Origin of the sequence: Lacticaseibacillus songhuajiangensis (assembly GCF_003946025.1) — a bacterium.
GTDB classification, from domain to species: domain Bacteria; phylum Bacillota; class Bacilli; order Lactobacillales; family Lactobacillaceae; genus Lacticaseibacillus; species Lacticaseibacillus songhuajiangensis.
The window spans coordinates 1-20,801 of record NZ_RHNR01000049.1 but is presented as its reverse complement, the minus strand read 5'-3'; the positions used below and the strand labels follow the sequence as shown (position 1 = coordinate 20,801).

Below are 20,801 nucleotides of genomic sequence, written 5' to 3'. Positions count from 1 at the left end.
ATGGCAGTGTATGTTTCGCACATGAACTTCGTGCGAAATGTACACCGCCATTTTCGTTAGGAGCGGGATTTTGCCGGTGGGTTTGCGGCAAAATCGCCAGTGGAAGACAGCGAAGCTGGCTGGAACGGTCCCATGCACACCCTTCCCGGGAGCGTAGCTAATCCGGCCCAGTTCCGACCTTCGGTCTAACCACTATTTTCATCCTTGCGGATGATTTAATTGAAAGTTTCAACCTTTACGCTGACGGACAGCAAAACGGCCTACCGGGGAAGGTAGGCCGTTTCTTTAGTTACTGCTGGAATCGGAACTGTTGTCCGTATCGCTACTGTCGGGCTTGCTCTTCTTGTCCGCGGTCGCAGGGTATTTTGTAATGATGGATTCGTTGTCTTTTAGCTCCGGCGCATCAGATTTGTACAAGACCGTGCTGGTCTTGTCTTTGCGCTTAGAGTATAAGCTCGTGCTGCTGTAACCGGCCTGTTTTTCGACCTTCAGCATTCTGCGCAGGCTGTCGGTGTAGTCATACTGCGCCGTGTTGACCGGTGTAAAGCCGGTCGGCGTGTAGAAGCGCAGGAGGTTCTTGGTCGCAAGTAAATCGGAAAGTTTCAGACTTTCATCGACCTTTTGCTTGTCTGCCTTCAATACCTGCTTAGTTTCTAGATCCGGCGTGATGCGCTGACCGGTAGCGTTCAGGAAGTACTTCCCGCCGATATAACTGTAGTCTGGGGTGATGAAGTTCCGGGTGCGGAAGGCGACGAGTTGCTCATGTTGTGGACTCAGTAAGTCGGTCCCAAACTGGACGTAGCGTTTGGTGCTAATGCCAAGCAGGTGCATGAGGGTTGGCAGCACGTCGATTTCACCGCCGTAAGTGTGGTTAATGCCCCCCTTAAGACCGGGTGAGTAGAAAATCAGCGGGACGCGCTGGAGTTGCATATCGTCAAAACTCGTCCAGTCCTTAGCCTTTTTACCTAGGAGGGGCGCAAGCGTTTTGTTGCGGTCATCGCTAATGCCGTAATGGTCGCCGTAAATCATGACCAAGGTGTTCTTGGCCAAGCCGCTCTTCTTGAGGTAAGCAAAGAATTCGCGCAGGGAGGCGTCGAGGTAGTTTGCGGTTTTGAAATAATTGTTGATGGTAACGTCACTCGTACCTGCATCCGGAAAATCACTATCCGTATCGTCAATGGTGAACGGGAAGTGGTTACTGGTCGTAATAATTTTACTGTAGAAGGGTTGCTGCAGGTGCTCGAGGTACTTCGGGCTTTCCGCAAACATCAGCTTATCCTTGATGCCGAACTCAGTGTCCTGGTCGGTATCGTGGTCAAAGTAGTTTTCGGAGAAGAAGTAATTGTAACCCAAACTCTTGTAGGCGTTGTTCCGATTCCAGAAGTCGCCACTTCCGCCGTGCAGCACGGCACTAGTGTAGCCGGCGCGTTGTTGGAGGATGGCCGGCGCGCCCTGGAAGGTGTTGTCCGTGCCTAGACTGCTAAAGAGGGAGCCGCTGGAAATTCCATAGGTGCTAGTTTCCAGCATGTTTTCAGCGTCACTGGTGCGGCCGAGGCCGACTTCGTTAAAGAAGTTATCAAAACTCAGACTATTTTTGTTCTTTACCAGCGAGTTGAGGAAAGGTGTGACTTCGCGGCCGTCAATTTTTTTGCCAATCAGAAATTGCTGGAAACTCTCCAGGTGAATGACGATGACGTTCTTGCCCTTCGCGGTTCCATAATAGTCCATGTCCGGCTTCGCGTAGTTGCTGCGGGTGTAGTCGAGCACCTTGTCCATATCGCTACTGTTGGCCTGTGCGCGCACCTGGCTGGTCTGCGCCGTCTTGAAGCCGTCGTACACGGTGAAGGGGGCCAGACCCAGATACTTCACGATGTAGGTGCGATCGAAGGTCCGGGTGAGCAGTTGCGGCCGGTTGAGCTCACTAACCGCCATCGTCAGCATGAAGAGCGTAATTCCAAGCACCGTGGTGGCGCCGGGCAAGTGGTTCTTGATGGTGTCTTGATCACCGGCAAAATTCGGGTGTGGCCACTTGAGCGGCTGCTTGTTCAAGAAACGCACGAGATTGCGCACGCCGGTCACCAAGTAGAGCGCGATGACGACAATGAAGTCGATAGCCAAGAAGAGGTCGCGCGGCTGCAACATGTTGAGACTGCTGGCACCGAGCCCCTGGGAGACTTTGGAGACGCCCATGACCGTGGTAATGGTCATGAAATCAGTGAACTCCCGATAGTAGAGAACGTTCGCAATGAGGAGCACGTTTAAGAGAATGTAAATGACGCCGGCCACAATGTAAGCGCGGCGCGTTTTGCGGATGTACATGGCGATTGAGAGGAGAACGAGGCTCGTCCCGAGCGGGTTGATGAACATCAGAATGTATTGAAGAATATTTTCAGGGTCGAGATTGAAGCTAAATAGGTAGGCGTAGATTGTCTTTACCCAGATGAGTAAGAGGAGGATGCCGATGAACCGAATGCGTCCCTTGAATACGTCGTTTAATTTGTGGGCCAAAAAGGTGGCCTCCTTTCCCTATATCCTCTCATTCTACTACCAGCAAAAGCGTGACGGCAACTTGGAAGCAGAGACGTAAATATTTGCTAAGCAATCCCGAGAATTGGTGCACAAATGCTACAATAATAGCGGAGGACGTAGCGAATGATATTTCTAGGGCCACTTTACACTTATTTGCACACACGGCTAGCCGACCACATCAATCATTTTCCCTTGATTCGTTTGGTTGTGCTCAGCCTTGATAAAACCATTTTGTACTTATTAGTGTTTGCGGTCCTCCGTTTCGCCTACCTGAAGTTGCGCGGACACAAAACCACGGTGGGGCGGGAATTGCTACTGGGCACTTTTGTCACTTATGTTCTGCTTCTCCTGTTTTTGACCGTCTTCCGCGGCACCTACTATTATCCCTGGCAGCTCGTCTTGCACTTTGACCGGCCGCTGAGTGTCATTAACACGACGCCGCTAGTAGAAACGCTCAAGCTGCGGCAGGGGGCGACGATGTTTGACTTCTATTACCAGTCGCTCGGTAACATTGGTTGGTTCGCGCCGTTCGGCCTGCTGGCGCCACTGACCATGCGCTGCAAGCATAAAGCCTGGCGCACCATTGTCTTTGGGAGTTTGCTGTCGCTAGCCATTGAAACAATGCAGTTCTTTCTGATCACCGGCGTTTCGGACATTGACGACTGGATTTTCAACACCATTGGCGTTGTCTGCGGCTACCTGGTGTACGCATTAGGAGTAGGGATTAGCAAAATGTTCCGCAAAGCGAAAAATTGAAATTAGGAGAGTAGTCGCGCCGACAGGTTGCGGCTATTTTTATACGCGCGTGTTTGTGTCAACGACTAACTGACCTGCGCTGCATGGCGTTTTGTTTGTGTAACGAAAATGGGTGAGTGCTCGGCGTGAGAGGATGCGACAGGGTGTAGTGATTGGCAAGCGAGCTGGTGCAAAGAAAATAAAGGGGTATCCGGTGTTCTTCCGGATACCCCTTTATTTTCGCGGGAGCGGGAGTTTGACGCCGGGGTTGCGGCAAACTCTCCAGTGAGCGACCAGCGGGCGCGAACGGTCCCCACCAGCTCGCTTGCCAATCACGGAGCCATGTCGCATCCTCTCACGCCTCTGAGATTACAAAAAAGCTCCGCACATCACTGTGCAGAGCTTTTGCAAGTAAGCTTAGATTAGCGGGTAACCACGGAGTCAACAACTTCGATGTTGTCGAGGCCGCCGTACCATTCGTACCAAGGCTTAGCGTAGGTGTTAAGGATGCTGTTGAGTTCTTCAACGTTCTCCTTACCAGTAGTTTCAAGCCACTTGGTGAGGGCATCTTCACCGCCATCAGCGAAGACCTGAATCCCATCCTTCCAAGTTGCACGGCCACAAAGGATACCGTTGAACTTGTTGCCAGACTTGCCGGCGAAGATGAGTTCTTCACGGAAGGTTTCTGCAGGAACACCAGCAGAAAGGTAGATGAATGGACGGTCAACAGCGTCGTTAACCTGCTTGAAGATGTCAGCAGCTTCTGCTTCGGTGTAAGCTGGCTTAACGCCTTCAGCAGTGTGACCTTCAACGAAGGACCAGTTAACAGGGATTTCAGCCTTGATAACGTCAACGCCGTACTTAGCCTTGGTGAATTCCTTCATGGCGTCAAGGACAAGACTTGGCTTTTCCTTAGCGTATTCAAAGCTCTTAGCATCAGGAATAGCGTCATCGTAGGTCACGATTTCAAGGAAGAATGGCATGTCAGCGCCACGGCTTTCGTTAGCCAGACGTTCTACGAATGCGTGCTTAATGTTGTTGATTTCTTCCTTGTCGTGTGGGTTGTAGTATACAAGAACCTTAACGGCGTCAGCACCCTTAGCAGCGAGGCGTTCGATGGATTCCTCGTGCAGGAGTTCTGGGTAGCGGCCGATTGTTGTAACATCGTAGCCGGTCTTTTCGTAGGAGAGAATCAGACCAGAGTTAGGGTCCTTGGCTGTCATAGCCTTGAAGCCGAGTTCTTCATCGGTAAGGATGGAGGATGCGTACTTGGTCAGTTCCTTGGAAACGAGTTCCTTGAACTTGTAGATCTGATCGAGACTGTATTCAGCGCCAGCCTTGTCGTCGGCAGCCTTCATCATCTTCTTCATTGAACCGCGCTGGTCAATAGCGAGAGCGGCGATAACGCCCTTGTCGTTAGACAGCTGCTGCAACTTGTCGAATTTACCACGTGTGATGACTTTTTTTGCCATGTGTGTATCCCTCCAGAGATATTAGCCATTAATTTAACAAGGTCATTGTACAAAATGTAACCGATTTAATCAAGGGTAAACAAAAATAAACATTTCCGGACTTTAATTGGAAAAACGCTTTTTCACTTAAATAGGCGATGCGTAAATGCTTTCAGAGATTCTTTCACAAAATTGTGGCAGTGGTCTCACAAACGCTTGCACGCTTTCAAAGTTTCCGTTAGAATGTTTTATCAGTTGCTGAAATGCACTTTTACGTATTTTGACAGCGATTCAACTTTGAATTTGCAAATCACAAGAAAGAGGATTTAGTTAATGGCTATTTTGATTGCACTGATTCCTGCCCTCGCGTGGGGATCAATCGGGCTAGTTAGTGGTAAGTTAGGGGGGCAATGCGCAGCAGCAAACCCTCGGGATGACGCTGGGTGCCCTGGTATTCGGGATTGGGACGTGGATTTTTGTTCAGCCCAACATTGATGGGAAGACTTGGCTGTTCGGGATTATCTCCGGTTTGTTCTGGGCCCTGGGCCAGTCGCAACAGTTTAGCGCGATGAAGTCCATTGGGGTGTCCATGGCCGTACCAATGTCCACTGGCTTGCAGTTGGTGGCGAACACACTGGCCGGCGCGCTGCTCTTCCACGAATGGAAGAACGGCCACGACATCACCCTTGGCCTTATCGCCATGGTTGTGCTGATCGCTGGTGCGACCTTTACCAGTCTGCGTGAAAAGAAGCAGGCAAAGGAAGGCGCTAGTGCAATGAGCAAGGGGATGCAGGCACTGATCATCTCCACTATTGGTTACGCAGGTTACACGATTGTGTACACCGCCAGCAACCTGGACGCAACGGCCGTTGTGTTGCCACAGAGTATTGGGATGGTTATCGGGGCACTGCTCTTTGCTGCCAAGGCCAACCCAATCAGCAAGGCAACTGCCAAGAACGTGCTGACCGGGCTCTTCTGGGGTACCGGTAACGTGTTCATGCTGATGGCCACTAAGGACATCGGCTTGGCGGTTGCGTTCTCCATGTCCCAGATGGGGATTGTCATCTCCACCTTCGGGAGCATTTTCTTCCTCGGCGAACACAAGACGAAAAAGGAAATGGTCTACGTCACCGTCGGCAGTCTGCTGGTTATCGCCGGTGGGGTGATTCTCGGGATTATGAAGGCCTAACCACCCAATCTTAATCTGACTATCATGAAAGGACGGCGCCTGCAGGCGCCGTCCTTTTTACTTGCGCTTTGCAAAAGACGAGACAAAACGCGTGCTGCGGGGAAAACGGTACTTTAATAGGTAGAAAAAACAGTTGTCATTACAATCCATGCGCGACGGCGCTTTCTTTTTACAAAGAATTTTGTTCATTTTTACTGCTGTTTTCTTGCAATTTAGGGGATTAGCGTCTAGAGTTAATAATGGTTTTAGTGAAAAATAGGAGGAACCAATAATGGCTCACATTTCTTTTGATTCATCTAAGTTGGGCAAGTTTGTCCACCCAAACGAACTTGCGCAGATGCAGGCTCTTGTCACAGCTGCTGACAAGGAACTGCGCGAAGGCACCGGTGCCGGTAACGACTTCCGTGGCTTCCTCGACCTGCCTGTAAATTACGACAAGGACGAATTCGCCCGCATCAAGGCCGCTGCAAAGCAGATTCAGGACAACTCTGAAGTCTTTGTTGCGATTGGTATTGGTGGTTCTTACCTCGGTGCCCGTGCGGCAATCGACTTCCTTAGCCACACCTTCCGCAATGCGGACCCATCCCGCAAGATGCCAGAAGTATACTTCGCTGGTAACTCCATCAGCAGTTCTTACCTTGCAGACCTGCTTGACATCATCGGCGACCGCGACTTCTCCATCAACTGCATCAGTAAGTCCGGTACCACAACCGAACCTTCCATCGCGTTCCGCGTACTGAAGGCTAAGCTCATCGACAAGTACGGTAAGGAAGAAGCTGCTAAGCGCATCTTCGCTACCACCGACCGTGCGAAGGGTGCACTGAAGGTTGAAGCTGACGCCGAAGGTTACCAGGAATTCGTTGTTCCTGATGACTTGGGTGGCCGTTTCTCCGTTCTCTCCGCTGTTGGCCTGCTGCCAATCGCCGTTGCCGGTCTCGACATCGACGCTCTGATGCAGGGTGCTGCCGATGGTCGCAAGGAATACAGTTCTGACGACCTTGAAAAGAACGAAGCCTACCAGTACGCCGCACTGCGGAACATTCTTTACCGCAAGGGTTACACGACTGAATTGCTTGAAAACTACGAACCAACACTCCAGTACTTTGGCGAATGGTGGAAGCAGCTCATGGGTGAATCTGAAGGTAAGGATCAGAAGGGTATCTACCCATCATCTGCTAACTTCAGTACCGACCTGCACAGTCTTGGCCAGTACATTCAGGAAGGCCGTCGTAACCTCATGGAAACCGTTGTTTGGGTTGAACAGCCAAACCGCGATGTGAAGATTCCTAGCGATGCTAAGAACCTCGATGGCTTGGGTTACCTCGAAGGCAAGACCATGGCTGACGTTAACCGTAAGGCTTACGAAGGTGTTGTTCTCGCCCACACTGATGGTGGCGTGCCAGTTATGACCGTTTCCATCCCTAAGCAGGACGCTTACACCCTTGGCTACATGATCTACTTCTTCGAAGCAGCTGTTGCCGTATCTGGCTACCTGAACGGGATCAACCCATTCAACCAGCCTGGTGTTGAAGAATACAAGTCCAACATGTTTGCACTTCTTGGCCGTCCTGGTTACGAAGAAAAGACCGAAGAACTCAACGCGCGCCTGTAATACCGCCCGCTAGCAGTTCTGTGTTGCACAAAAAAACACCGCCCAATTAATTTTGGGTGGTGTTTTTTTAATGGCGCAGAAAGTGGAACCCAGCGGCGATGGCGAGCGTCAGTAGCAAGCGCAAAAGCTGGGGCCAGAGGTGCTGCTGCTCTGGATTACGCAGGTAAGCGTAGAGCTGACAACTAGCGATAATCACGAGCGCAAGGGTGACGCTACTGGTCGCCGTCACGGTTTCGCGGATTAGGGGGGCAAACAATAGGCACACACTCGCAATCAGCGTGAGTAGTGCCGTTTTCGTAAAATGCTGTTTGAGCGCCGCAGCGGCATCAATGAGACTGTATACCGCGTAAAGGGCGGTGACCAGCAGGAGGATAATGCGCAACATTACTTGCGCTGACCCTGAATAATGGTGAGAATACCACTTGCGAGGCCAACGGCACTGGCCAGGAGGGCGGCGCCGGAAACACTGGTGGTGATAATACCGAGAATCGTGATGCGGCGTTCATTTTGCTTCTTCTTTGACATCATGTAAGCTCCTTCATGGACGTTTTCTACATTGTACCGCATCGACGTGGTCGTGCCAAAAAGGGACAAAAAAACCGCTAAGCCAAAGCTTAGCGGTTGGTATCACCCGTATGGGATTCGAACCCATGTTTTCGCGCTGAGAACGCGACGTCTTAACCCCTTGACCAACGGGCAATGTCGTTCAAGTACAGATAGTATCTTACAGGATTTTTGGTGGGTTTGTCAACCGGAATGAAGGCAACGCAACGTGGTTGTGGATGTTTGTGTATTGGCTGAACGGGTAGTGGGAATGTCAGCCGACTCCTGACCGATCTTAATAAGGGGAGGAGTCGGTCTACGAACGTGACCCACAATGCAACTCTCTCCGCCTAACAAAACACCCCCATCATTCCTAAATTCGGGAATGATGGGGGTGTTTCATTAGTGCTCAAGAGCTGAACGCATTGTGGGCCACGCTCACTGTGATCACCCATATGGGATTCGAACCCATGTTTTCGCGCTGAGAACGCGACGTCTTAACCCCTTGACCAATGGGCAATAAATAATCAACGTAGGTTAATTATACATTGATTACTGAACGTGTCAATCGATTTTTAATGGCTGAATACGATGTTGTTGATATTGAGCAGATTAAAGACGTACAGGACCGCCATCAGGGCGTTCACCACGAAGGAGAGGGTGATAATCCCAAAGCCAAAGGTGAAGGGATGGTAGGTCCCGGTCCAGTAGCGCGCCCGCCGGCGTCCCTGGTAACGGACCATCATGATGAGCAAAATGAGACTGATGACGATTTGGAGCACCACGCCGAGGGTGAAGAAGGCAGCCGTCATGCTTTGTGCTTGCACGACGTATGCGGCAGCGGCAACGATGTCTAGTAGAATGGCGATAATTACCATGGGTATACTCCTTAATAAGTGAATTGATACTGAATTAAACTTGTCTTTATTATACGCGCGGACCATTCAGTTCAGCATGCGACTTTGGCCCGATAATCTTTTGGCTAAGAGTCCAATTACTTGCCATTAAAAAACCACCGGCTATTCGATTGACCGAACTGCCGGTGGTTTTGCGGATGAAAATCAAAATTACAGGTTCTTATCCATGTCAAAGGTCAGTTGCGAAAGGTTGATGCCTTCCATGACCATGTTGTTAATCTGCTGCTTGGTAGCGGCGGTGGTGTGAGCCACAATCTTGTAGTTGGCTTCCGTCAGGAACTTGGTCTGTTCCTTCCCACTCAGTTCAGCCGCTTCCTTGTCGGTTTCGGCAACGAAGGCGTGGTAGTCGCGGTACAGGGCAGTCAGGTAGTCACGGTTGTTTTGGATGAACTTAGCGTAGTGACTTTCCGTGAGCATGGACTGCATGCGGAACATCCAGTAAGCGGACTTGCTGTCGATGTCCATCTTCAGTGGGGTCTCGCTGTAGCTTGGGTCCGTATCCGTGGCGTTGCTGTAGAATGGCACGTAGGGACTGAAGGCTGGGTAGCCGAGGTTCAGCCACATGATGCCTTCAAGACCTTCAGGAACATTGTCACGCACCTGCAGGACGTGGCTGTTCTGGGTCCGGTTCAAGCCAATCGGCCGGTAACGCAGACGGTCCTTTTCGTCGCCGTGGCCCATTGGGTCAAAGCGCGTTTCGTTGTAGTGACTGCCGAGAATCTGCGCGATATCCTCAACACTAATGAGGTGATCGGTGTGCATGATGAATGGCAGTTCTGCAGATTCAGGTTCTTCTGGTACTTCAGGGTTCAGAATGTGGTGCGCGTACCAAACACGCGGGGTGTTGTAGTGGCGGTCCTTTTCATTCATTGTGCCGAAGATGTGGCGGAAGTTCCAGCCCGTTTTGTCTGGGTTGAGCTTGTTGTCATCGACGAATTCGCGGATGCCTTCGCTCCAAGCAAAATTATCCGTGTCTTCAAAATCAACCTGCTGAATGGCAACTTGGTTGGCAGCAACTGCGTAGGCATCGTCAGGAATGCGCTGGGCAACCCAGTGGTGACCAGTGACGATTTCCATGTACCAAACGCTGTCCTTATCGGAGAACAGGACGGAGTTACCAGCAGGAGAGCCATACTGTTTAATCAGCTGACCCAGGTATTCAACCCCGTGCCGTGCGGACTCGATGAAGGGGAGTGTCATGTTGACAATCAGGTCTTCATCCAGGCCATCCACGACGAGTGGGTCGATGGCGAGTGTCCGTTCGTTCCCGTAGGTACTCTCGGTCGCGCTCATGGCGACGTTCTTTTCGTTAATGCCGCTTTCCTCGTAATCACCGAGGTGGTCGCGGTCGACGTTCGGCACGGCACCGTAGCGGTAGCCGTTTTCCGGCAAGTCAGCCTCAAACTTGTTCAGCGGGGACTTAACGTGCAAACCCTTTTCGCCCTTCCATGCAGGGTGCATGTAGAAGCGCTGTGGGGTGAGCGGCAGGAACGTGTCATCGTTACGCGCGATGAGTGTTGTGCCGTACAGGCTCGCCTTTTTCCCAACCAAAATCGACGTGCAGGCAGATTCGTAATTCATCTGAGAACCCTCTTTTCCTTAATATACTTAAATTCTACGCCGCATGGGCGCAAAAGGCTAATCATTACGTTAAATTACCGTGCGGCAAAAAGTCCGAATTATTCTGGTGGCATTTGTTGACAATATCCCGAAAAGCCGGTATAGTATTACTCGTTCCTGATTAAGGAATTGAAATTTATTGGGTATTAGCGAAGTGGTAACGCAGTGGACTCTGAATCCATAATCCTAGGTTCGATCCCTAGATACCCAATTACTTGGCACGATAAGTAATTGTGATTATACTTCTTGACAAGTAAACAAGCATTCAATATAATATCTCTTGTTCTGTTGAATAAGAAAACCTTATTGGGTATTAGCGAAGTGGTAACGCAGTGGACTCTGAATCCATAATCCTAGGTTCGATCCCTAGATACCCAATCACGAAGACGTGCTGTTAGCGCGTCTTTTTTTTGCACTTTTTGCAGCGTCAGCTGGTCCAATTACGCGTATACTGATGCCAACTACCGGAAATAAGGAGGCGTTCGCGGATGCGCCAGCGTTTAGGATTAATACCCAGTTTGCTTGTGCTCTTGTTGTTCAGTCATTTGCAGCGCTTCGGCGGAATCAATTGGCGCTTGCAGCCCGCGGACGCTTATTTCTTGCTTAGTTTTATGCTTGCGGGATCACTGTGGCAGTGGGCAAAGCAGCGGATACCCGGCGTAGAGCAGAAGCGTGCGCGTGAACATGTGCATGCGAATTCGCGTTTGTATCAGGATTATTTGAATTTTGGCGCGGGTTTTGCAGCCATAGTTTTTGATGAAGATTTGCCTGCTATAGTGGTATCCGGCTCGCGCTCAAGTTGCTGTTTAGTATCGTGCTCCTTTTGTTAGCACCCGTTCTCTGGATTGGCCGAGCAATCTATCGGGGCGCGCGGACAGTCCGCTAGTGTCGAACACACAAAAAGGCCGCACGTCAGGAGACAATCCTGACGTGCGGCTGTGTGCTATTATTCAAAAGAAATCTGCATAATCCAGGTGTTCATCCCGTGCACGTGGCCGCCGGTGAGCCAAATCTCCCGGGGGTCGACGTTCGGGTTGTCCTTGTCGATTTTGTGGGCAAGCCAGTTGACCAGATTGTCATCGCTGAGCATCTCCTCCCGGTTTAGGCGCACCGCGTGCAGCCGGCTGGTGGGAAAAATGTCGCGACCACCAGGGAAGATGATGTTATGGCTGATGAGCAACGTCACCTCGTTGCGATAAAGGCGTTCCCCAATGGTGTAACTGTCTGGGTGGGCCCGCAGGTAATCCAGGATGTTAATGACTAGGCTGGTAGTTGACATGGCCAGCACCTCCGCTAATTAGTTGTTTTCATCATAGCACTAAAGCGCGGGCTGGGGACACTGTTTTGCTTGAAGTCAGGGTATTTCCGGCGCAGATTAACGGCACTGCCTGCAAATTACGCAAAGCGGGTGTCATCAGACTTGTCACGACGGGGAAGGTGCCGGCTTCCATCTTTTTGCTGTGAAAACACTTGTGTTTTCATGACATGCTAGTATAATGACAAGTTGTCACATGACACTTTGTCATGAATCATGAGTTGAAAGGAGCAGTTATGCCTAAACCAACATTCTTCCGTTTGCCGGATGAAAAACGGCAGCGCTTAATGGATGCCGCGGTCCAGGAATTTACCCGGGCACCGTTTGCCAAAGCATCGGTATCCAATATCATTCAGACTGCGGGGATTCCGCGTGGATCCTTCTACCAATATTTTGAAGATAAACAGGATATTTTCTTCTACATGCTTGAGCAACTTGGGAACACCATGGGTGCACGCATGGAATCTATTATTGAAGAAAACGACGGTCAGCTGATGCTCAGCATTCGCAAGTTCTTCAACTACGTCATTGATTCGATTCTCGATGGGGAACATGGCAAGCTGTTTCAGAATATCTTCGTCTACATGGACTTTCGGTCTGCCTCCCACACCGTGTTTGGTGGGGAGAAGGACCAGCACGATAAACACGTGCGCATGCGCCAGCAATTGATGTCGCGGGTGGACTTCACCGCGCTCAAGATTGATAGCGAACAGGATTTGTACTTATTGATGCGCACCGCCATGGGCATTCTCATGCAGTCCATCACGCACTACTATAACGCCATTCGCGCTGGCCGCGAGGTTGAGATTGCCGAGATTCACGATTCGGTGAACAAGTGCCTCGACTGGCTCGAACAAGGCGTCGCAAAATAATAGGAGGCAGCCATGCTTAAAGTTGCTAAGGGCCGAATGTCCATCTGGGCAGTTTTCGGCTCGGTCTTTTTCATGATTGTGCAGGTTGTTAGTAGTTTATACCTGCCTAATCTGACCAGTGACATCGTGAACAACGGTGTCGCAACCGGGGACATCAATCACATCTGGCGCGTCGGAGCCAAAATGGCGGCCTTCGCGCTGCTCAGTGTCATTGCGTCCGTCGCGAACGTTTACCTCGCGGCCCGGGTATCCCAGCGTCTAGGTTCTAACTTGCGTAAGGATATTTTCCGGAAGGTCATTAATTATTCCCACGATGAAATGGATAAAGTCGGAACCAGTAGTCTGATTACCCGTACGACGAACGACGTTGTGCAAATTCAGAACGTGGTCATGATGTTCCTGCGGATGATGATTATGGCGCCAATCATGCTCATCGGGGCCAGTTTCCTGGCTTACCAAAAGAACCACACGTTGACCATGATTTTCCTGATTGTTATTCCGATCATGATTGTGGTGATGGCCGCCGTCATGATTTTCGCCGTACCGCTGTTCAAGGCGATGCAGCAAAAGACCGATAACATTAACTTGGTCTTCCGTGAAGGTTTGACAGGGGTGCGGGTTATCCGCGCGTTCCGTCAGGACCAGTTTGAACAGGACCGCTTTGATGGCGTCAACAAGGATTACACCAACAATGCCGTGAAGGTCTTCTCCATCATGGCGGTCATGGTGCCACTGATGACCCTCATTATGAGTGGGACGAACATCGGGATTACCTGGTGGGGTGGGCACCTCATCGCCCAGCAAGCTATGGATACCGGGAACATGATTGCGTTCATGACCTACGCCATGCAGATTCTGATGAGCTTCATGATGCTCGGGATGATTTTCGTGTTTGTTCCCCGTGCGCAAGCTTCTGCAGTCCGGATTAACGCCGTGCTTGACCAGACCACGACCATTGTGGATACGGACAAGCCGGAAACGCTGGACGGCACCACACCTGACCTGCAGTTTGACAACGTTGTGTTCCGTTACCAGCAGGCTGAAAACCCAGCGCTGCGCGACCTTGATTTTCACGTGCATGCCGGCCAAACCTTGGCCGTCATCGGTGGGACCGGGTCCGGGAAGACCTCGCTCATTAACTTGATTCCGCGTTTCTACGATGCTGAATCTGGGCACGTGCGTGTGAACGGCAAGGATGTGCGCGACGTGGATCTCGATAACCTGCGCGCACACGTTGCTATGGTGCCGCAAAAAGCGATTTTGTTTGCCGGTACGGTGCGTGACAACATGCGTTATGGGAACGACAACGCCACTGACGAACAAATCTGGCACGCGCTCGACATCGCGCAGTCCCGTGATTTCATTGAAGAAAATCCTGAAGGCCTCGACTACATGGTTGAGCAGGGCGGGAGTAACTTCTCCGGTGGTCAGCGGCAACGTCTCGCGATTGCCCGCGCACTGGTGAAGGACGCTTCGGTTTACGTCTTCGATGATTCCTTCTCCGCACTGGACTTCAAGACCGATGCCAACCTGCGAGCCGCACTGAAGGCTGACGAAAAGATCAGCCAGCGCGTCGTGGTTATTGTTGGTCAGCGTGTGTCTACGGTTGCGGATGCAGACCAGATTGTTGTCCTGGATGACGGCAAGATGGTAGGTCTTGGCACCCACACCGAACTGAAGAAGAACAACGAAACCTACCGTGAAATTGTTGAATCACAAATTCGAGAGGGGGATGAAGCATAATGGCTGAAACTAAACAGAGTCGTCCTGTGGGCGGCGGCCATGGCCCCGGTCGAATGGGTGGCGTGGTTGAAAAGCCCAAGAACTTCTGGAAAACGACGAATCGCTTGATGGCGTACATGAAGTCCCGTCTCTTCGGGGTGGCACTAGTGCTCATCCTAGCCATCGTTTCGGTTATTTTCCAGATCCGGACCCCAAAGATTCTGGGTGAGGCAACTACTGAAATTTTCAAGGGTGTGATGAAGGGCCAGGCCCAGCAAAAGGCCGGCATTCACATGAGCCAGTACCCGATTGATTTTGGCAAAATCGAACACATCGTGGTCATCGTCATTGCGATGTACCTCGCTTCTGCCGTCTTTAGTTTCTTGCAGCAGTTCATCATGACCCGCATTAGTCAGCGGACCGTGTACGATCTGCGGCGGGAAATGAAGGACAAGATGCAGCGGGTACCAATCAACTACTACGACACGCATAACAACGGGGACATCATGTCCCGTGCCGTTAACGATATGGATAACATCGCCAGCACCCTCCAGCAGAGCCTGACCCAGATGGTGACCTCAACGGTGACCTTCATCGGGACGCTGTGGATGATGCTCTCGATTTCCTGGAAGTTGACGCTGATTGCGGTTATCACCGTGCCCCTGTCACTGATTGTGGTCGGCATCGTGGCACCAAAGTCGCAGCGCTTCTTCTCCGCTCAGCAAAAGTCGCTTGGTCTGATTAACAACCAGGTTGAAGAAACCTATGCAGGTCAGGTCATCATCAAGAGCTTTAACCGTGAAGAAGACGAAATTAACAAGTTCGAGGAAGAAAACGAGCGTTACTACAAGGCAGCTTGGAAGGCGCAGTTTGTTTCCGGGATGATTATGCCGCTCATGACTTTCCTCAACAACATTGGTTACGTCTTCGTTGCCGTTGTCGGTGGGGTGCAGGTTGCTAACGGGAGCATTACCCTTGGTAACGTGCAGGCCTTCCTGCAGTACACCCAGCAGTTCAGTCAGCCAATTTCGCAGTTGGCCAACTTAGCCAACACCATTCAGTCCACCATCGCATCTGCGGAGCGTGTCTTCGAAGTGCTCGATGAGGACGATATGGAAGATACAGCTGAGGGACGCCCAGCAATTGAGGATAGCGACAAGCTGATTCAGTTGGACCACGTGCAGTTTGGTTACGGCAGTGGGGATGACCTGCTGATGAAGGACTACAACCTGGACGTGACAAAAGGACAGATGGTTGCGATTGTTGGGCCTACCGGTGCCGGTAAGACCACCATCATTAACCTGCTCGAACGTTTCTACGACGTTAAGGGCGGCGCCATCCGTTTGAACGGTGTGGATACGCGGGAAATGCAGCGTGCAGACCTGCGGAGCCACTTCGCCATGGTGCTTCAAGACACATGGTTGTTTACTGGTACCATTTGGGACAATCTTAAGTACGGTCGTGAGGACGCCACTGACGACAAAATTCTCGCGGCAGCTAAGGCAGCGCACGTGGACAACTTTGTCCGCCAGCTGCCAAAGGGTTACGATACCGTGCTGAACGAAGAAGCAAGCAACATTAGTCAGGGCCAGCGTCAATTGCTGACAATTGCCCGGGCGTTCGTTGCCGATCCGGAAATTTTGATTCTTGATGAAGCGACGAGTTCTGTTGATACACGGACTGAATTACACATTCAGCACGCGATGGAACGTTTGCTGCAGAACCGGACCAGCTTCGTGGTTGCGCACCGTCTGTCGACGATTCGCGACGCGGACAACATCATCGTGATGAACCACGGTTCCATTGTGGAAACCGGGAACCACGACACCTTGATGGCTAAGCAGGGCTTCTACGCTGACCTGTACAACTCACAGTTCAGCGGCTCCGTTGCCATTTAGCATTTCTTTGAGCCACCGACTTTTGGTCGGTGGCTTTTTGCTGTCCGTCAGCGTGAGTCATGAAATTTTCATCCGCAAGGATGCAGGAATTGAAAATAGTGGTTAGACCGAAGGTCGGAACTGGGCCGGATTTGCTACGCTTCCGGGAAGGGGTGTGCGTGGGACCGTTCCAGCCAGCTGCGCTGTCTTCCACTGGCGATTTTGCCGAAAACCCACCGGCAAAATCCCGCTCCTAACGAAAATGGCGGTGTACATTTCGCACGAAGTTCATGTGCGAAACATACACTGCCATTTTCGTGGGCACGCACACCCTTCCCGTCCGCTGCCGCGAATCCGACCCAGTTCCGTTGTGCATTCACATGACTATGGTCGTGAAAGTTTCAGACCACCCTGACGAAAACACCAAACACATGGACAAGTACTGGGAAATGTCGACGCAGAAATCAACATGTCTGCTTACCGCACACATTGAGACCGTTATCGCGGCCTTTAACAGTGTTGGAAGTTCGTCGCCCATTCTCTGTGGGGGTGCCACTCAGTAACGTGTCGGCCACGGAGGTGGTGGTGTGCTTGGGCGAAGTGCAGGAAACGGAGTCGGGCGAAAAGATGATTGTTTGGAGACAGGACGGCCGTATTTGCCGTCGTGGCTTCACACAATCATCTCGGGAGCGCGGAGTTGACGCCGTTCTTGCGGCAACTCCGCCAGCGGAAGACCGCGATAGCGGGCTGAAGCGGTCCCCGCCCGACGTAGTTCCCGGAGCGCAGCCCAAGCGCACCACCACCGGAGTTGCCGACCCACCGCCTAACGGCGTCATGAAAGCACCAAAGAGGCCCAGCGTGACTTCGTCACTGAAACACTATCGCTGACGCACAGTGTTAGCTGGCTTGGTGTAGAATAGTGGGCAGAAGTCATGGAGGTAACAGGATGCAGCAACATTTGCGGGATATTTATAGTGGAATTGATAAACAGATGTACCACCTTGTCAGTAGTGGTGTAACGCCAGGTGTATCCTATGCACTAATAGACGGCAACGATGTCGTCACTCAGTACATCGGTGACCGGCAGGAGCTGCCACAACGTACGCCGCTGACGGCGGGATTGTATTATGACCTCGCATCGCTGACTAAAGTTGTGGGGACGACACCGCTGTTCATGCGAGCGTTAAATGAAGGCAAGCTGCGTTTGGATGATCACTTAATTGATTATTTGCCTAATTTTTCCGTTCCTTCTATTACTTTTCGTGAACTCATGACGCATACTTCTGGACTAGAAGGTTATATCCCGCACCGTGATGAATTATCCGCTCCAGAATTGCAACGCGCACTCACAACGCAACTACATCGTGGTGCTGACGAAGGCCAGCAGGTGGTGTATCGGGATTTCAATCTGTTGTTAACTGGTTGGGCGCTGGAAAAGATTTACGGCGCGCCGGTACAAGAACTTATTGCCAAAATGGTGCTGGAACCATTTGGCCTGACGCGTGACTGCACGTTTACCCCAGAAGCAACGCTGTGTGTTGGAACGACCTACACCGCGACTGGCGGGTTGCGGCAGGGGCTGGTGCACGACCCGAAAGCTGCGATTTTGCGGGAACATTCTGCCGCCGCCGGTATGTTCGCAACGCTTACGGGATTGGTTAAGTATGTGCAGGTGCTTAGTGATGTCCGCGCGCAAACAGTTTTGCCGGGCGGCTGGGCGCAGCAACTACAGCGCAACTATAATGGCGGGCGTAGTATTGGCTTTGATTTGCGCTATGGACACTCCGGAGAAGCCTGGTTGTACCACACGGGGTACACCGGTACCTTCATGGTGTTCAATCCCCGCACGCAGCAGGGACTGGTGGTGCTGGCGAACCGGGTACACCCATACGTGCACCCCGAGTTCCTACGCCTACGTGATCAAATCGTGCCCCAATATCTCCAACTTGCCGAAAATGCGTAAGTCCAACTAAATGTAAGCGGATAATATGGTATCATTGTCCTCGGTAAATACGTGAAGCAGGAGTGAATACTATGACAGAACCTTTTTTCTTGAAACCATACTTTCAGCCTAAAATCTGGGGTGGCCGGCAGCTTGAACAGTTCGGCTACGACCTGCCAGAAGGTAAAATTGGGGAATGCTGGGCCATTTCCGCGCACCCGCACGGCCCCGCAACCATTGAAAACGGGCCACTAGCTGGCAAGACGCTGGCGCAGGCTTATGCAGATAATCCGGAATATTTTGGCAACCCATCAAGCAAGGTCTTCCCATTGCTCACCAAAATTCTGGATGCTGAAGACAGTCTGTCCGTGCAGGTGCACCCTGACGATGCGTATGCCGCTGAGCATGAACATGAACTGGGCAAGACGGAATGCTGGTACGTGATCAGCGCGGAACCCGGCTCTTACCTGATTTACGGCCACCACGCACAAACCCGCGAAGAGTTGACTGCAATGATTGAGAACGGTGAGTGGGACAAGCTGCTCCGGAAGGTGCCAGTTAAGGCTGGCGACTTCTTCTATGTGCCAAGTGGGACGATTCACGCGCTGACGACCGGCATCATGGTGCTAGAAACACAGCAGAGTTCCGACACGACTTACCGTCTGTACGATTACGACCGTACTGACGATGCCGGCAACAAGCGCGAACTGCACCTTAAGCAGTCCGAAGACGTGACCACGGTGCCGCATGTTGACCCGCAGCTGAACATCACGACCGAAACCGTTGGTGATTCCACCATCACCACATTGGTCACGGCGCCGCAGAGCAAGTTTTTCTCCGTTTACCACGTGCTGGTCAAGGGGGAACTGGTGCAAAAGGCTAACGCCGCTTACACTTTGTTCTCCGTATTAAACGGTAGTGGCAGTATCACTGCCGATGGTAAGACTTTTGATTTGAAGAAGGGGCAACACTTCCTGATGCCTAATCAGGTCAGTGCCTGGACGCTGCAGGGGGACATGGACATTATTGAATCCACTCCTGGCGCAGAAGAATAATTGAAGATGTTACAAGCAAGCCGGCGTATTCGCGTCGGCTTTTGTGTGCATTCCGTGGACATTCATGGACAAAATGTCCTGGAAAATAGACAAATATGACTTAAGAAATGGTAAACATCAATACAACGGTCAATTTTCTGCAACAATTGTAAGGTGCTACAGGAATGTAACAGTGTCACAGAATCGGCGAAATTTGTCATCTCGCTGCTCTAGTCTTGTTATGGTCAGCCTCTATACTGATAAGCGTTGACAGATACAAAGACAAACCAATAGGAGTGAACACTATCAAAAAAGCACAATTGACATGGTTATTGACGGCAGCTCTGGCAGTTTCAGGAGTTTTTGCCCAGACAGGCTTCCAAGTCAGCGCGGCTACCACTTCCGCATACACCGTTAAGTCCGGCGACACGCTTTCCGAAATCGCCGCTGCACAGAACTCGACGGTAGATCAGCTGGTCAACATTAACGGCATTAAGAATAAAAACTTGATTATGGTCGGCCAGCAGCTGAAGCTTAGCGGTGCTACTACCAAGACCGCAACAACAACGACAACAACAGCAAGCAAGACCACGTACACGGTTGTTTCCGGCGATACTATTTCCGGTATTGCAACGAAGACCGGCGTGAGTGCAGCTAACTTGATTAGCTACAACAACTTGAGCAACGCCAACATGATTTACGTTGGGGACGTCCTTAAGCTGACCGGTGTTGCTAAGGCAGCAACGACAACGCAAGCTGTAACCAACACGCAGCAGAAGGCAACGACAAGCACGAACTCTGCCGCTACCCAGCAAAAGGCAACAACAAGTACGTCCACTGCGTCAACGCAGAAGGCGACAACGACAACTCAGTCCAGCTCGACTGCAACAAGTTCCAGTGCGACGACAAGCTCTAGTTCTAGCACCACGAACAAGGGAACGTTCAAGCTCTCCTTCTACGACCCAGCCGTTCTCGGCTCCAACATGGGTTACAGCGGTGTCGCTGCTAACTTGTCCGTCTTCCCTAAGGGCACGAAGCTCAAGATTACCTTGAGCAACGGGACCGTTTGGTACCGGACGGTTAACGATACCGGTTCCTTCGCTGCAAGCAATAGCCGTCAGCTCGACGTCGCAATGCCAAGCAGCCAGATTCCTTCAGCAGGTATTCTCTACGCTACCGTTGAAGTGATCAATTAACATCTGAATCTGCACAAAAGGCAGGCCACTTTTGGCCTGCCTTTTTGTCGTTGTCCGTCAGCGTAAGTCCGCGCCCGCAAGGGTGCGACCTGCACTTTAAGCAGCTTTCACAACGCCGCAAGGCGGTGGGGTCGGCAACTCCGGTAGGAGTGCGCTTGGGCTTCGCTCCGCGGGAACTGCGTCGGCGGGGACCGTTCAGGCCTCCGTTGGAGTCCTTCACTGGCAGAATTGCCGCAAAATCGGCGTC

Annotated in this window: 16 protein-coding genes, 4 tRNA genes and 1 pseudogene; 12 read left to right on the top strand and 9 right to left on the bottom strand. The window is 51.5% G+C overall.

What is annotated here, in order from left to right:
- Positions 1–285: 285 nt before the first annotated feature.
- Positions 286–2,508, bottom strand: a complete 2,223-nt coding sequence (locus EKM97_RS10280; RefSeq protein WP_164507526.1) for an LTA synthase family protein — start codon at positions 2,506–2,508, stop codon at positions 286–288.
- Positions 2,509–2,652: 144 nt separating this feature from the next.
- On the opposite strand from EKM97_RS10280, the gene EKM97_RS10275 reads away from it, so the two are divergent.
- The gene (locus EKM97_RS10275) at positions 2,653–3,285 is read left to right on the top strand and encodes a VanZ family protein (RefSeq protein WP_125572317.1); all 633 of its coding nucleotides are present in this window, start codon (positions 2,653–2,655) and stop codon (positions 3,283–3,285) included.
- A 401-nt stretch (positions 3,286–3,686) separates the two neighbouring features.
- Here EKM97_RS10275 and EKM97_RS10270 read toward each other — a convergent pair whose 3' ends face one another.
- On the bottom strand, positions 3,687–4,736 hold the full coding sequence (locus tag EKM97_RS10270; RefSeq protein ID WP_125572316.1) for a tagatose 1,6-diphosphate aldolase: 1,050 nt from the start codon (positions 4,734–4,736) through the stop codon (positions 3,687–3,689).
- A gap of 312 nt (positions 4,737–5,048) precedes the next feature.
- Between EKM97_RS10270 and EKM97_RS10265 the strand changes: the two are divergent.
- Both EKM97_RS10265 and EKM97_RS10260 read left to right on the top strand, forming a co-directional pair.
- Positions 5,049–5,904 (top strand): annotated as a pseudogene (locus EKM97_RS10265) (GRP family sugar transporter).
- A 271-nt stretch (positions 5,905–6,175) separates the two neighbouring features.
- Positions 6,176–7,516 carry a glucose-6-phosphate isomerase gene (locus EKM97_RS10260; protein ID WP_125572315.1) on the top strand — a complete coding sequence of 447 codons (1,341 nt, stop codon included), beginning with the start codon at positions 6,176–6,178 and terminating at the stop codon, positions 7,514–7,516.
- A 67-nt stretch (positions 7,517–7,583) separates the two neighbouring features.
- Here EKM97_RS10260 and EKM97_RS10255 read toward each other — a convergent pair whose 3' ends face one another.
- From EKM97_RS10255 to EKM97_RS10235, 6 genes are all read right to left on the bottom strand, one after another.
- A complete protein-coding gene (locus EKM97_RS10255; protein WP_125572314.1) occupies positions 7,584–7,901 on the bottom strand; it encodes a hypothetical protein in 318 nt (105 codons plus the stop codon).
- Positions 7,901–8,044 (bottom strand): hypothetical protein, encoded by a 144-nt coding sequence (locus EKM97_RS12000; RefSeq protein WP_164507525.1) that lies wholly within the window; start codon positions 8,042–8,044, stop codon positions 7,901–7,903. Before EKM97_RS12000 ends, EKM97_RS10255 begins: the two co-directional genes overlap by 1 nt.
- A 99-nt stretch (positions 8,045–8,143) precedes the next feature.
- Positions 8,144–8,215: transfer RNA gene (locus EKM97_RS10250), tRNA-Glu, on the bottom strand.
- A gap of 291 nt (positions 8,216–8,506) precedes the next feature.
- Positions 8,507–8,578, bottom strand: a tRNA-Glu gene (locus EKM97_RS10245).
- Positions 8,579–8,634: 56 nt separating this feature from the next.
- Positions 8,635–8,937, bottom strand: a complete 303-nt coding sequence (locus EKM97_RS10240) for a hypothetical protein (RefSeq protein WP_125572313.1) — start codon at positions 8,935–8,937, stop codon at positions 8,635–8,637.
- 189 nt (positions 8,938–9,126) lie between these two features.
- A complete protein-coding gene (locus EKM97_RS10235; RefSeq protein ID WP_125572312.1) occupies positions 9,127–10,557 on the bottom strand; it encodes a C69 family dipeptidase in 1,431 nt (476 codons plus the stop codon).
- Between the two features lie 179 nt (positions 10,558–10,736).
- On the opposite strand from EKM97_RS10235, the gene EKM97_RS10230 reads away from it, so the two are divergent.
- The 3 genes from EKM97_RS10230 (at position 10,737) to EKM97_RS10220 (ending at position 11,426) form a co-directional block, all read left to right on the top strand.
- Positions 10,737–10,807: transfer RNA gene (locus EKM97_RS10230), tRNA-Gln, on the top strand.
- 96 nt (positions 10,808–10,903) lie between these two features.
- Positions 10,904–10,974 (top strand) — tRNA-Gln (locus tag EKM97_RS10225).
- A gap of 110 nt (positions 10,975–11,084) precedes the next feature.
- On the top strand, positions 11,085–11,426 hold the full coding sequence (locus EKM97_RS10220; protein WP_125572311.1) for a hypothetical protein: 342 nt from the start codon (positions 11,085–11,087) through the stop codon (positions 11,424–11,426).
- 116 nt (positions 11,427–11,542) lie between these two features.
- On the opposite strand, the gene EKM97_RS10215 is transcribed toward EKM97_RS10220, so the two are convergent.
- On the bottom strand, positions 11,543–11,875 hold the full coding sequence (locus EKM97_RS10215; RefSeq protein WP_125572310.1) for a hypothetical protein: 333 nt from the start codon (positions 11,873–11,875) through the stop codon (positions 11,543–11,545).
- A 272-nt stretch (positions 11,876–12,147) separates the two neighbouring features.
- Here EKM97_RS10215 and EKM97_RS10210 point away from each other — a divergent pair, with 272 nt between their 5' ends.
- The 6 genes from EKM97_RS10210 (at position 12,148) to EKM97_RS12170 (ending at position 20,554) form a co-directional block, all read left to right on the top strand.
- Entirely contained in the window at positions 12,148–12,783 is a 636-nt protein-coding gene (locus EKM97_RS10210) for a TetR/AcrR family transcriptional regulator (RefSeq protein WP_164507524.1), read from the top strand.
- Between the two features lie 12 nt (positions 12,784–12,795).
- Positions 12,796–14,526 (top strand): ABC transporter ATP-binding protein, encoded by a 1,731-nt coding sequence (locus tag EKM97_RS10205; protein WP_125572308.1) that lies wholly within the window; start codon positions 12,796–12,798, stop codon positions 14,524–14,526.
- A complete protein-coding gene (locus EKM97_RS10200; RefSeq protein WP_125572307.1) occupies positions 14,526–16,403 on the top strand; it encodes an ABC transporter ATP-binding protein in 1,878 nt (625 codons plus the stop codon). Before EKM97_RS10205 ends, EKM97_RS10200 begins: the two co-directional genes overlap by 1 nt.
- A gap of 925 nt (positions 16,404–17,328) precedes the next feature.
- Complete coding sequence (locus EKM97_RS10195; protein ID WP_225419271.1) at positions 17,329–18,345, top strand: serine hydrolase domain-containing protein; 1,017 nt, start codon at positions 17,329–17,331, stop codon at positions 18,343–18,345.
- A 71-nt stretch (positions 18,346–18,416) separates the two neighbouring features.
- Positions 18,417–19,379 carry a mannose-6-phosphate isomerase, class I gene (gene manA / locus EKM97_RS10190; RefSeq protein ID WP_125572306.1) on the top strand — a complete coding sequence of 321 codons (963 nt, stop codon included), beginning with the start codon at positions 18,417–18,419 and terminating at the stop codon, positions 19,377–19,379.
- Between the two features lie 299 nt (positions 19,380–19,678).
- Positions 19,679–20,554: a LysM peptidoglycan-binding domain-containing protein gene (locus tag EKM97_RS12170; protein ID WP_164507523.1), complete on the top strand. Its 876-nt coding sequence runs from the start codon at positions 19,679–19,681 to the stop codon at positions 20,552–20,554.
- Positions 20,555–20,801 lie beyond the last annotated feature (247 nt).